Origin of the sequence: Wolbachia endosymbiont (group A) of Longitarsus flavicornis, from assembly GCF_963931955.1 — a bacterium.
Classification (GTDB): Bacteria; Pseudomonadota; Alphaproteobacteria; order Rickettsiales; family Anaplasmataceae; genus Wolbachia.
This window is the reverse complement of the sequence record NZ_OZ008337.1, coordinates 1-14060: the sequence shown is the minus strand read 5'-3', so window position 1 is coordinate 14060 and position 14060 is coordinate 1. Positions and strand designations below refer to the sequence as shown.

Sequence of the window (14060 nt, the reverse complement as noted above, 5' to 3'; positions counted from 1 at the left end):
ATATTATGGTAAAGTTTAACAAAGAAACAAAAAATGCTTTTGATAAGTTACTGAAAGCAATATCAGAAGAAAACATAAAAGGAAAAGATTCAGGTGGTTGTACGGCATTGCACCGAGCAGCACAAGTGTCAAACCCAGAAGTAATAAAGTTATTAATAGAAAAAGGTGCAGGTATAAACGATAGAAACAATAGAGGCGAGACACCGTTGCACCTAGCAGCATTTTTAGGAAATAGAAAGAATGTGAAAGCACTGATAGAGAAAGGAGCCGAGGTAAATGCAAAGTCGAACAACAAAGCAGTACCACTACACTTAGCCTGTTTAGCAGGGAGGAAAGGAACAATAGAAGAGTTAATGAAGGCGGGAGGAGATCTTGATACAGTAGATAAATTTGGATGTAGTCCACTAAACTATGCGAAGATTTACCAGAAGGTAACGAATTTTCTAGAGAAAAGGGGAGTGAATATGAGAGATGTGGCGGTGATGTATGGAGAAGCAAACAAGGCAATAGAGGAGATAATGGAGAAACGAAACGTAAATGAATTACAACAGCAGGAGGTAGATTTAACAGATTAAACATATAGATTTATATCTTAATATAATATGCTGAAAAAATGTGTATATTTTGTAAAAAAAAACTTGCTTTTTATGCCAAAACAGCCCTAAGTGAAAAAGTAGCTAGTAAATAAACAAGATTTGCTAAGCGCTAAAGTGAGCCAAATTGGAGCCACTTTATATTGTATTAATAGCTGAGGAACTTATGGTAAAATTTAGTAAGAAAGAAAGAGAAGAATTTAATAAGTCGTGGAAAGAAGTATTAGATAACCCAATAGAAAATATTAATAAAAAAGACACAAAAGGAAGGACGATATTACATTATGCAGTAGGGATGCTAGATCCAAAAAAAGTGAGGTTATTAATCAAAAAAGGAGCAGATATAAATGTGGCGGATGCAGGGCAATATAGACCACTACACCTAGCAGTGATGGGCCAACGTCTAGAAAATACAAAAGAGCTGATAAAGGCAGAAGTCGATGTAAACGCAGTGGAACGAAATAGCAAATTTGCCCCGTTACACCTTGCCTGCATGGTAAGTGAAATAAAAATAGTAGAAGAGCTAGTAAAAGCAGGAGCGAATATAGAGCAAAAGGATAAATTTGGCAAAACCCCAATGGATTATGCGAGAAATAATAAAGAGATAAAAGAAGTGTTAGAGAACGTAAGAATCGCAAATAAACAGAGGGAGTTTATAGAAAGAATAAGGGTTGTATCGGAAAGTACGACAGCAGGTGTGATAGTAGCAAAGGAAGAGCTAGAAACTGTGGATGAGAAAGTGCTATAGCGTTTTAAAAATTCAGAAGGGCTGTGTTTGAAAAGGTGATCATATGGAAAAAAAAGTAGAAAAAGAGGTAAAATGCTTAGAGAAAAAACCACTAGCAGAACTGAAAAAAATATGGAAGAAGGTATTTGAGGAAGAAGCACCTAGACACTCAAAGAAATACTTGATACCGAGGTTAGCATATAGGTTACAGGAGAAAGCGTATGGAGAAATATCAAGAAAAGGAGCAAAAAGACTAGAATACCTGGCAGATCGACTAGAGAAGGGAAAAAGAATAAGTAGCGATAAACTGCCAGTGGAGGGAACGGAGTTGATACTAGAAAGAGGTGAGGAAACGCATGCGGTATTGGTAACAGATACTGGTTTAATCTACCGAGAAGAGTTTTATACGTCATTATCAGCGGTAGCCGGAAAAATAATGGGAATGAGCTACAACGGTCCTTTATTATTTGGGATGCGTGATAAAAAGGTAAGTTGAGGGGGAGAAAATGCTAAAAGAGGTGAGGTGTGCGATATATACGAGAAAATCAAATGAAGATGGACTAGAACAAAAGTTTAATAGCTTGGACGCACAAAGGGTAGCATGTGAAAAATATATAAAAAGCCGAGAAGGGTGGGTAGCATTAGCCAAAAGGTATGATGATGGAGGCTATTCAGGAAAAAATTTAGAAAGACCAGCGATAAAGGGATTGTTTGAAGATGTAAAAGCCGGAGAAGTGGACTGTGTGGTAGTGTATACGCTAGATAGGTTATCAAGAGAAACAAAGGACTGCATAGAAGTAACGTCATTTTTTAGAAGGCACCGGATAAGTTTTGTAGCAGTGACGCAAATATTTGATAACAACACACCAATGGGAAAATTTGTACAAACAGTGTTATCAGGAGCGGCACAGCTAGAAAGAGAAATGATAGTAGAGAGAGTAAAAAATAAAATAGCAACATCGAAGGAAGAGGGTCTATGGATGGGAGGGAATGTGCCGCTAGGGTATGACGTAAAAGATAAAGAATTAATAATAAATGAAAAAGAAGCAAAAGTAATAAAGCATATATTTGAGAGGTATATGGAGCTGAAATCAATGGCAGAATTGGCAAGAGAGTTAAACAGAGAAGGATATCGAACGAAAGCAAAATCAGATATCTTTAAAAAGGCCACAGTGAGGAGAATAATAACAAATCCGATATATATGGGAAAAATCAGACATTATGAGAAGCAATATGAGGGAAAACATGAAGCGATAATAGAAGAAGAAAAATGGCAAAAAGCGCAAGAATTGATAAAGAATCAACCATATCGAAAAGTAAAATATGAGGAAGCGCTGCTAAAGGGGATAATAAAGTGCAAGAGCTGTGAAGTAAACATGACGCTGACCTATGCAAAAAAGGAAAATAAAAGGTATCGATACTACATATGCAATAACCATTTAAGAGGAAAAGATTGTGGATCAATAAATCGAACCGTAGTAGCAGGAGAAGTGGAAAAAGAAGTAATGAAGAGAGCGGAATGCTTATATGAAAATTGGGAAAAAGGGGCAAAAAAAGAAAAATGGGAAAATTTAAGTTTCAGAGAGCAGAAAGAAGCAGTGAAAAAATTAATAAAGGTAGTGTGGGTAAGAGAGGAAGGAGTAGAAGTATGTTCTGAATCAGAGGAGACATTTATAGCAATGAATTTGAAGAAGAAAGGAAACAAATGCACAGTAGTGGAACCAGAAGGAAAAACAAACAATGCGCTACTGAAAGCAGTGGTGAGAGCCCATCTTTGGAAACGTCAACTAGAGGAAGGAAAATATAGAAGTGTGAAGGAGCTGAGCGTTAAAATTAATATAGGTACAAGACGTATACAACAAATTTTAAGATTAAATTATTTAGCTCCAAAGATAAAAGAAGACATAGTAAATGGGAGGCAGCCAAGTAGTTTGAGGTTGGTTGATTTGAGAGAAATACCGATGCTGTGGAGTGAGCAATTGGAGAAATTTTATGATCTTAATTTATAAAAACAATAGGAGAAAAACATTATGAGAACACCGAAAAAAATATGGAAAGATATTGCTGAAAAGCTTAGAAATAAAAAAGGTACCACTACCGCAAAAGGAGCTGATATGGAGATGCCGGCAGATGTTGAGGAAGTTAAAGTTGAAATAAAAAAGCAAACCAATACAGTTGATAAAGCTACAGAGACTGACACTAAATTATGTAATATAAATAGTGAAGATCTTCAACCTATATGTGAAAGTAGCGAAAAAGCGCAAAATGATTCAGTAGAAACCACTGTAGAACCAACTTCCGTCGATAGAGAAACTAATGAGCAAGAGCCAAATGCCCCTGACAGCCCATCTTCCGCTGAACTATGTTTTGATGGTGATGCTGCAGACAAAAACCTATCAGCAAAAGCACTGCAACAAAGGCAAGCAATCATATTTGGTAGTGTTGGTGCGGCATTACTAGTCAGTAGTATCGTAGCTTGTATCTTGAAAATGTATGCCATAGCGGTGATTGTGGGAATTGTTGGATTAGCTTGCATAGGTTTTGCGCTGTATAATATCATAAATCCCAACACCAAGCTCGAGAAAGTAGAGGACATAGAACAACCAATTGTTGAGTCTTCTTTGAATCCAACATAAAAGGACATACTCAAAAAACGTCAAGTAAATTTCAAATAAAGTAATTTCTTTAGAAGAATCTATAAGTTATTAAACTTTCTGCAATTCTTTTATCTCACTTATAGAAAGACCAGTAAACTTGACAATAGTGTCAATATCAACATTATTAGCCAGCATTATTTTTGCTACTTCAATTTTTCCTTCAATTTTTCCTTCAATTTTTCCTTCAATTTTTCCTTCAATTTTTCCTTCCTCTTTACCAATTTTTTTGCCCTTTTCAGTAGCATCATCAAGTCTTTGAGCGAGGACAGCCTGTTCATCAAGAATACGTTTTATTTCCTGTTCGTAGGCAATAAATTCTTTCTCTGACCAGTTAAATCTATTTAGCTCTTCATAGGCTTTTTTGATTATAAAATCACTCCCTATTATTTTTTCCAGCTCCTCTTCACTGGTTTCCTCTGCATACCTAAAGAAATAAGCCCACTTTTCTACTATATTCTCCAACTGATCTTCCTTATTCTTTGGAAATTTTGGCAACTCAATAAATATAAAGTAAAAATCTTTTAGATCGTGTTCATTAGTGTCTTCATCTCGAATAGTATGCTTTGACTTGTACTCAGATTTATTAGGAAACAGTACACAATCTGCTATAGCAATGAAGATAATTTCCTTAAGGTCGTGGTATTGATCACCCTTGTCAGCTTGTCTTGAATAAGCTTTAGCAGCATAGTACTGAGCACGTTTCTCGAAGCCTTTAGTTTTAGCGACCTGCATTTCGACTATTACTTGCAGTCCATTTTCATCTCTACAGAGAACATCAACAATACTTTGCTTTTTAGCAGCAATATCAGGGTCTTGAACAGTACTTAAAAACTCTATATCCTTTATTTCATTTTTACCAGTGAAGCCAAGGATATCGTTGAGAAAGTGAATAAGAATGTCCTTATTTTTTTCAGTACCAAAGATACGCTTGAACGATATATCATTTTTGGGATCAAGAAACTTAGAAAAAGTCATAGGAAATTAACCTAAAAAGCATTAATAATTATACACAATTCTGAAGAAATGTTCAACCTTTTTATGCTAAAGTCTATTAAAGTTAGCTGAATTTCAAGAGTTGGTGAAGAATCTACTTGAGGTAGGTGTTCCTATTAATATAGGCGACTGACCTAAAAAATCTTAAAGCTAGTGGTATGCTTGAAAGATCATAAGCGCCAAGATAACCTCTTAAGAAGAATCTCTATGGCTATCACTTAACATTTAAAACAACTTCCCCTTAACTTGACGCGTATGCTTTTTTGAACATTCCCATTTGTCATATTACACCTCTTTGAAAAAACGTTTTATTTTACTCCAAAAACGTCTTAACTTTCTCTCTACTTTTTCTGGGTAAGGTCACTCGCTACTTTGTTTGAGTCTGGTTCATCTAGTTTATTACTAGGTTCTGATATTGCATATGTAATAACGCCAGCAACAATCCCAACTACCAAAGCAGCAGCCACAGCTATGCCAATTAAAGCCAACATTGGTAATTGAACACCGAAAGCAAAACATCCACCAATGACTGCTAATGCAGCTATGACACCACAAACACCACCAGTTATCATTGCTTTACTAGTTGCTTGTTTAGTTTTTGCTTCGTTTTTTAGAGGCTGCGTCGCACTTCCGTTACTAGGTGAGTTTTCTTTCACTGCTTTAGACATGCTCTTTTCAACTTGACAAATTTTGTCTAGCATATTCTGATTTTTAACTCTTCCTAAAGCATCTTTAATGTGTCCACGATCATCTTTGCTTATAACCTTCCAAAATGCTTCTAACCCACAACTTTCCTCAATTACATTTAAATATCTTATACATGGGGAGTTAGGAGCCATAATCAAGTCAATCAGTGAGGCATAAATTTCTGTACTATTATAAATAACAGAGCAAATCTCATCAGTTACAATTTCTTTTAATACATTTTTCTCTTTAGCCACATTAAAAACAACTTTCAAGGCTTCCCCTTCATCTTCAAACTCGCCAAGCAGTGCATTACTACTACCATGTTGCTTTTCTCTAAAAACATTCAGGAAATCATCTTTTGAAGCTCCTTGTAGAATTCCAGCAACGTCACCATCATTTTTTATTGCGTCCAATAACCGATCATATAATTACCTATATAAATAATAAATTAATTATTACATGTTTCAGCAGGGAAGTCAAGAAATTCTGTAAAAGGCAAGTAATTACGCCTCTGTTTCTTTTTTATTATCTGGGGTATTTGCTGTTGGTGCAATTTTAACAATACCTTATTTAGCAATATGTATTTCACTTGCTGTAGCCGCATTAACTTTTCTTGCAGTAGGATGTTACTGTTCGTATAAAGCAAATACAGTACTTAGCAATGTTGAAGTTAAAAATGGTGTTGATTCTGCGGCTATGAAAGTTTTAAATAGCTCAAGTTGAGAAAGGATAGCAAGAGTGGGAATGTTCAAAAAAGCATACGCGTCAAGTTAAGGGAAAGTAGTATAAAGGGAAATGGTAAAAACTATTTTAGATAGTAAGCAATAAAGCTAATAGTTTATGGATTTTTCTAAAAAAATTATTTTATTTTAGATCAAAACCTCCTCGAAAAGTAAATTTAACAAATAAGATACCCCTTTAAATGTTGCTATATTGGGCAATATTTCCTTAACTTGACGCATATGCTTTTTTGAACATTCCCGACTAGATCACTGATTAACTGCTCGAGATTGACCCGCTTGTTGAGCATAAGGTTGTTGGAGACTACCTGACTGTTGACCAAGAGCAACCACAGAACTATGTCTTACATCTACCTCTACAAACTCATTACCAATTTTTATAAGGGAACCTTCATCTGTTGCACCTTTATTAAAAACAGCATATATCAGTTTCACTTTGCCGGCATCAGTAATTACCTTATACGCTTCACCTTCTTTATATCTTGTCAACTGGTCCTTAGCCTCTTTTTCTTTTTTATCTAATTCTCCTTTCTTAGCAAATTTTAGCTCTATTCCAACTGGAGGGTATTCTTCTTTTTCATCAGTAGCATTTATAACCAACATAACATCCAACTTCTCTCCACCACCTATTTGAAATTCAGTAATAACTTTTATATTATCGTCACCGTAGCTACTAAATAAACCATGCAATACAGCTTGAAATGTAGCCTCATTGCTTATTAATGATTTGAAAGGATGTAATATACGAGAAATTTCTTCAAATAGTTTTTTGTAATCATCATATTTACCAGACTTTATAGCTTTGCTCAAAGCTGCTTTAAATTTTTTATTTTCCATAATTGGAGTAAAATTACCTTGTAAAATTTCTTTATCTCTTTTGTATTTGTCCAATGAGTTATACGTATTTACTGTAATCCCCTTATTCTCATCACAGTACTGATCAAATGGATTCTTATTACTAGGTGTACTGTATAAGTTACAGGTTATTTCTTGTATCTGTATGTCATTAACGTTTTGAATTCCTCTAATATTTTCAATAGGAATTCCTTTATTGGCTGGCACTCTCAATACAAATTTATTTTTTTCATTTATGTTGAGTATAAGCACCTTCTTACCTACAGTTAGCACTATAGTTGTAACACAATCCGCAATACTTTCTTTTGCTGCCTCTAAGCGTGTCTGTGATCCAGTAACCATTTTATCGTTTTGATCATAAATAAAAATATGTTTACCTAACTTTTCACGCTTAATAATATTAGGAATAAGTGCTAGTTGACCTAAGATCATTCTGCTGACATAATTAATATTATCACTTCCACCATTGCTCCAAACAATCCCATAGTAAAGATACTCTAGCTGTTTTCTTATCACCTCAGCATTCGCTGCTTCAGTGCCAAGTAACTTTTCTATTACAGAATTACCTTCTCGACTAAGAAAATTTTCTACATCAATTCCAACATTTCCATGATCAACCATTTCAAAATTTAATCCTACACAAATAGCTTCATTAGCTATAGTAATCATTCTTATAGAGTTAGAAAAAGAGCCCTTAACATAATCTTGTGCTTGCTTCAATGCTTTTATCACTGTACTTATCTCACCAGTACCTGCTTTAAGCTCAATAATAATGGGAATAGAGCTTAGCGACTTATCAGAACCGCGCACAAGTAAAATAATGTCTGCGTAACCTTTTCCAGCAAACAATTCGAGATAAAGTTTTAGATGAAAACGATACTTGAAATTCATCAAAAACCCAGCTAAAAAACCATGATAACTTGATTCTTTGCTACTAAATGGAATTTCTTCTTTTTTATACTTCTTATAAACATTTGTAATATAATCAAACACTTTTCCAGCGTTCTCTTTTACTTTTTTAGAACTTTGATCATTCAATTTTGAAATTAAGCTCTCTAGGTTTTGCCGGTCTTGAGTCTTTTCTATTTCTGTAAAAATTTTTTGTGAATAGTCAGTCTTTTTACTAAAAGCTGGATCAACCTTTCTATACTTTACTTTTTTTCCTGTAATTGTTATTTTATGCTCTTCTTTTTCATAGCTATCAAATAGCGTCAATCTTATCACTTGTTTTATTTTTTCTAATTCTTCTTCACTAAACTTTAGATGCTTGTTATTACTAGCCTCATCAGAAATTGTTATACACTTCAATTTCTTTTTACCAGTTAATACAACTATTTTTAAAGTTCTATCACCATCAAAACGAAAATAAAGTTTTTCGATACTAATTTTAGTAGCAAGTTCTGTGTCTAATACAGTAGCAAACATACCAAAAAAGAAACTAGGAAAAAAGCCTGGCTTTCCAACTGAATGCAAAAAAGAAGGAGACTGACTAATAAATGACTGAAACCTTTCTTGAAAGTCTAAAAACTTATCTTTTGATCTATTTTCCATTAACAGAAGTTGTACCAATTCAAATGGCTTTACATTTCTTGGCATATGATTCTCCTATTTGCTATGGCCTAAAGATTTTATATTATATGGGGTATCAGTTGGACTGAGACTTGACTGTGGCAAAGTATCACCAACTTCACGAAGTGACTCTTTAGAAGCTTCTTCAGCTAATTTAGAAAATACTTGTTCTCCTAACTGCAACTTTTTGCCTCCATGAAATAACTGAATTTTTCTTAATACAGAATCTTTAACCTTTATTATCTCTTCATCACTCATTTCTTTGTTATTTACATGCTTTAATACCTCCTCTAATACTCCTTCTTTACTTCCTTCCTGTCTACTTGGATCCACAATTAAATTTGCTATTGTACGTGTAACTGAATAATCTACGAAAACAGGAAAAATAGACTGTTCTCCACAATCTTGAGTTTCATGTTTTACTATATGCTTCCAAACATTCATCATACATTTTTTTGTTTCCTCAGACAGATCTAAATTCTTCAATACTTGGTCTGATAATGAAGATAAAAAGATTGTGTAACGTTCACATTCAAGCTGACTAGACAATTGGCTTAATTCCATAAAAGAATCAAAACAATACTGATCTATTAGCACATTCAATACTGCATGATAAGTATTTTCCTTATAATCTCTATCTAGTAATTTTTTCTTTTGTTCATCATCCATTTTGGACAGGCAAAACTCTATAGTGTCTACTTCTTTGTAACCCTTTACTGCAGATAAAGCTGCTTCAATTAACAAATTATCTTTATCTTGACTAGAAATACTAGAATCATTGTGCAACTTATTATAGAAGAACTCTATACCTTCTTCCCAGTTTTTATTAGAATTTATCTGTATAGATTTTTGCAAACCTTCAAATGATTTATATTCGTTTAGTTTTCCAATCTGCTTATCAATAAGAAAAGACCAGAAAGCTTCTATAGGGCTAGTTTCTTCAATATTTTCCAATAATTCTCTTCTCAGATCATCATCAGATCCATCCTCTTCAAAGGCACTTCTCTTAAATCTCATAAATACTTGTTCAAATAATCCAGGAATCTTATCTTCTAGACAATATTTACATGCCAAGTAATGTCTATCTGCAAGATCAAGCGGATTTTCTTTTCCGTTTTTATTTTTTTCTTCAGTTAGCCTTTCACCAACAGCTTTATTTTTTAATTTTATTCCATCCCAACAAGAATTATCAGAGAATATATCAGAGAAAAATTTTAGTTTTTCCTCATCAAAATCTTCAATTAATTGAATATAAACCCTTAGCCATCTTTCTACTCTAAGGTGTTTTCTCGCTTTAACTTGATTATCGTCGTCTTTAATAGCACCTTTTAATATATCAAGTATTTTATTGTAATTGTGATCTAAGCTAGATTCCATACCCGCAACCCCATTTTGTATTTTAATATAAACTTTAGTCTAGTAAATTATCGTTGCCAAGCCAATCTTTTTCTCCAAACCTTACCACTGCACAACAGGAAATTTCTTGAGAGCCAAGTATGATATTTTCATTCTAATAATTAATTGTAAAACATTTTTATTTACGAAAAAATAGACCTTGTTGTAACTAAAGAAACGTCTATTTTAGTGCCACAAAAATTTGAATTATTGACTCTTCCTAAAATTGCAAAAAAGATCGTATATTTGTGAGAACAAGCCGCGTAAAAATAAGGTTATAAAAATAGAAGATTTAAATTGTTGCAACAAAGCCAAGCAAATTGGTTCATATCTAAATGTGGTAAAAGTAGGCTAATATAGCTGACTTTGTGGTATGGTAGAATTATTATAAAGAAAAGTTCGAACGGTACACATGGTAGACCATAAGATTCCAAAGAAAATTGTTCTCACGCTTGCTTGTTAATTATGCAAAGGTAAAATCATATTACTAATTTAATAATAAAAAATATAAATATATATACCAATCTTTTATTAGTCATAAAAAAAAACTTGCCTTGATGATTTTTTTTAAGTAACTTGCTAAAAGTTTAATATGATGAGTTTTATATGTTTAAAGCAAAAGTAAATGACATACCTGATAAATCACCTAATGATGCCGCTCTAAAAAGGTCTGTTACTAGAGAACCTATTTCCATTTTTAGTCAGATAAAAAATGCAAAGGATGAAGAGAAAAAGGAGCTTAATCAACTTTTAGAAATACTAAGAAAGAAATTGCCTGAGGGCTTTAAAATAGGAGCTGCTGTAGGTGAAGGGGATTGTTTCTTTGATTCCGTAGCTCAAGGGTTGAATGAGCTAAAAGATAAAGGTCTGATTACAGGTAGTAAAGGATTTAGTGTAAAGTCTTTGCGGGAAAGTTGTAAGCAATATGCACAACAAGTTGATCAATCAAAAGAAGGCTCATGGTTGGATAATGCTTTAAAAGTAGAAATTGAAGAACTTTGTGAATATATTCCGCGTATTGAATTTACTGCAGAAGACATTAAAAATGCAAGTTCTGGTTCAGAAATAAAAATTCTAAAGTTGGAAAACGCTATATGGGGAAGACCTGAAGTTGAAGGAAAAATGATATGTGAAAAGTATGGCGTAAAAATTAGGACTATAGAATTGAGAGATGAAGAGATAGATGGATTATATGTTACTAAAGGTAAGGTAGGTGCAGGTAATAATATTATTTATATAGTGAATTACAGGAACCATTTTGTACCACTTCTTAGCAATATTGAAAAAGATATAAAGAGAAGCATAAAAGTTTCTAGAGAGGAAGCTTACGGTAATGTGATAGGTTTAAATTCAAACAATATTTCTCAATCTTACATTTCTATACCATTACGAGATATTGAAAATTCCTCACATAAACAAAGTGGTTCTTCAAGGAGTCCAGGTAAGAAAAATCGTAAAACGAGTAGAAAACGTGGGCGTTCTGTTACAGACAAAGGTAATAATGCACCGAAATGGGCGCGCATGGATGTCAATGTCACTAGTAATGAAGATTCAGAATTTCCTAGTGATTTACAAGATGAACCTAGACAGGATGAATTACATAATGCTTATCAAACTAATCGATGCATTCCTCATAAGCTGATTAGACTTATGTATCAATTAGACTTGTCGGTGCTTTGCTCACTTAGAGAGTCTATATATAAACATAAATATCCTTCATTATCATTAGCGTTTGGAGATTCTGAAATTGATGAATTTAATAATATTGTTCTTCGTTATAAAAAGAAGTCTATTCATATACAAATTGAAAATGTAGACAAATATTATATAGATAATGGTATTAGTTATGCTAGATTATTTACTAAAGAAAAACGAAGTTTTTCTATTAATAATTACTTTGATAGTTTTGTTAAACATCTAATATCTAAATCAGATAGTTTATTAAATAATATAGAATATCTTATCATCTATACTGATTCATGCCTGGATTTTACAGAAGAAAAGGAATTAAAAAAAGGAAGATTTAAAAATTTTTACCCTTTTAAATTTAGTAGCATAGATATGGAGAAATATGACATTTTGAAAGACTTTTTGTTTACAAATGATAATGCGCAGGGGTGTGGTTTTTATCAATTTTCGCAAGATAAAACAAGAGAAGAACTTTTAAAGCGATTAGAGTTTTCATCTGTTATGCAGAAAGTAATAAAAGAAAGAAAACTTTCTCAGAAAGAAATAAAAGAAGCATTTTTAGATAAATTAGTATTTGCAGTTAATCAGCCCAGTAGAGAAGAGCTGAATAGTATTATTAAAAGTGAAATGGAAAAAAATAGTACAACTGAAGATGATTATATAGCATTACAAGAAAAAATATTACGTGATTTAACAGCTCCAGAAAATGATAAAAAACTTAAGAATTATGTGTCTGGAATTATATATGAATTCAATTTATTGATGCTCTTCTTGCATGACATGTTCTTGCATAAAAATATGTTTTTCATAAATTTTGAAGGAAAAAGCCGTGATATATCTAATGGCATTACTATCAATTATAAAGATAGATTTACTTACGTAAAGGCTCATAATACAAATAGTAATGTTGGTTATAGTCAGTTATTTCCCTCTAAACAACAGGATAATACATTTTCTATTGATAAGCTTTTTATTGAGAAATTAAGAGAAGATATAGAATATTTTATTATCTATACTAATGCAGATCTAGACCTTACAGAAGAAAAGGGATTAAAAAAAGGGCAATCTAAAGATTTTTATCCTTTAAAACTTGATAGTATAGATATTCAAAAGAAAAAGTATAAAATTTTAAGAAATTGTTCGTGTATAAATGAAAATGGTCTTTATCGATTTTCGCAAGAAGAAATAACAAGAGAGAAGCTTTTAAGTCTATTAAATCTTCCACCTTCTTTGCAGAAAGAAAAAGAGGAAGGGAGATTCTCTGATGAAAATGAAAAAGAAATAAAAGAGAAATTTTTAGATAAACTAATACTTGCGATTAACCAACCTAATAGAGAAGAATTGAATAGTGTTATTAGAAATGAGATAGATAAGTCTAATGTTCCATATAATTATGAAGAATTACATGAAATAGCGTTACGTTGGTCAGAATCTAATGAATTTGGCCCTATTACAAAAGGAATAATGGAAAAGCTTTTAGAAGATATCAAAAATAATAGATCTAGTTATCAGGAGATTCAAAATAAAGGCATTGATAAGGAAATTAAATTTGCTAAAAGTGTAGTTGGTAAAGAAGGTATACCTGCATTTGATCAGTTCTTGGGTTTTTTAATTAAAGGGGAAGGAATAAAGTATCTAGAAGTTCTAAAAAATAAAGGAATAAATCTATCTAATATGTCCAGTATTTTGAGTGAAGCAAGAGCTAATGCTGAAAAAGCTTTTAAAGACTTATATAATCTGTGGTTCGATAAGCAAGGAAATAAAACACAATATTTAAAAACTCTAGAAAAAGAAAGAATAAATCTATCTAATATGTCCAGTATTTTAAGCGGAGCAGGAGCTAATGCTGAAAAAGCTTTTAAAGACTTATATGATCTGTGGTTTGATGGAGAAGGAAATAAAACACAATATTTAAAAACTCTGAAAAAAAAAGGAATAAATCTATCCAACGTGTCCAGTATCTTGCATGGAACAAAAGCTAATGCTGCGAAAGTTTTTAAAGACTTATATGATCTGTGGTTTGATGGGGAAGGAAATAAAACACAATGTTTAAAAACCCTAGAAAGAGAAGGAATAAATCTATCTAATATGTCCAGCATTTTAAGTGGGGCAAGGGCTAAAGCTCCTAAAGCTTTTAAAGACTTATATAATCTGT

General features: G+C 32.6%; 9 protein-coding genes and 2 pseudogenes. 7 read left to right on the top strand and 4 right to left on the bottom strand.

Annotated features, from left to right (window positions below):
• The first annotated feature begins 5 nt into the window (after positions 1 to 5).
• The 5 genes from AABM58_RS00055 to AABM58_RS00035 all read left to right on the top strand — a co-directional run bounded on the left by AABM58_RS00055 (position 6) and on the right by AABM58_RS00035 (position 3956).
• Positions 6 to 575, top strand: a complete 570-nt coding sequence (locus AABM58_RS00055; RefSeq protein WP_253302212.1) for an ankyrin repeat domain-containing protein — start codon at positions 6 to 8, stop codon at positions 573 to 575.
• Positions 576 to 759: 184 nt separating this feature from the next.
• Complete coding sequence (locus AABM58_RS00050) at positions 760 to 1341, top strand: ankyrin repeat domain-containing protein (RefSeq protein ID WP_338405922.1); 582 nt, start codon at positions 760 to 762, stop codon at positions 1339 to 1341.
• 43 nt (positions 1342 to 1384) lie between these two features.
• Positions 1385 to 1816, top strand: coding sequence for a DUF2924 domain-containing protein (locus AABM58_RS00045; protein ID WP_338405921.1), 432 nt, complete (start codon positions 1385 to 1387; stop codon positions 1814 to 1816).
• Positions 1817 to 1826: 10 nt separating this feature from the next.
• Positions 1827 to 3329: a recombinase family protein gene (locus AABM58_RS00040; RefSeq protein WP_338405920.1), complete on the top strand. Its 1503-nt coding sequence runs from the start codon at positions 1827 to 1829 to the stop codon at positions 3327 to 3329.
• 21 nt (positions 3330 to 3350) lie between these two features.
• Entirely contained in the window at positions 3351 to 3956 is a 606-nt protein-coding gene (locus AABM58_RS00035) for a hypothetical protein (protein ID WP_338405919.1), read from the top strand.
• A gap of 69 nt (positions 3957 to 4025) precedes the next feature.
• Here AABM58_RS00035 and AABM58_RS00030 read toward each other — a convergent pair whose 3' ends face one another.
• The gene (locus AABM58_RS00030; RefSeq protein ID WP_338405918.1) at positions 4026 to 4952 is read right to left on the bottom strand and encodes an Rpn family recombination-promoting nuclease/putative transposase; all 927 of its coding nucleotides are present in this window, start codon (positions 4950 to 4952) and stop codon (positions 4026 to 4028) included.
• A 359-nt stretch (positions 4953 to 5311) separates the two neighbouring features.
• Positions 5312 to 6070: a hypothetical protein gene (locus AABM58_RS00025; RefSeq protein WP_338405917.1), complete on the bottom strand. Its 759-nt coding sequence runs from the start codon at positions 6068 to 6070 to the stop codon at positions 5312 to 5314.
• Between the two features lie 79 nt (positions 6071 to 6149).
• Here AABM58_RS00025 and AABM58_RS00020 point away from each other — a divergent pair.
• Positions 6150 to 6380 (top strand): annotated as a pseudogene (locus AABM58_RS00020) (TomO hydrophobic C-terminal domain-containing protein); the annotation flags it as partial.
• Between the two features lie 266 nt (positions 6381 to 6646).
• Here AABM58_RS00020 and AABM58_RS00015 read toward each other — a convergent pair.
• Positions 6647 to 8848 carry a hypothetical protein gene (locus AABM58_RS00015; protein WP_338405916.1) on the bottom strand — a complete coding sequence of 734 codons (2202 nt, stop codon included), beginning with the start codon at positions 8846 to 8848 and terminating at the stop codon, positions 6647 to 6649.
• Between the two features lie 9 nt (positions 8849 to 8857).
• A complete protein-coding gene (locus tag AABM58_RS00010) occupies positions 8858 to 10198 on the bottom strand; it encodes a hypothetical protein (protein ID WP_338405915.1) in 1341 nt (446 codons plus the stop codon).
• A 624-nt stretch (positions 10199 to 10822) separates the two neighbouring features.
• On the opposite strand from AABM58_RS00010, the pseudogene AABM58_RS00005 reads away from it, so the two are divergent.
• Positions 10823 to 14060 (top strand): annotated as a pseudogene (locus AABM58_RS00005) (hypothetical protein); the annotation flags it as partial.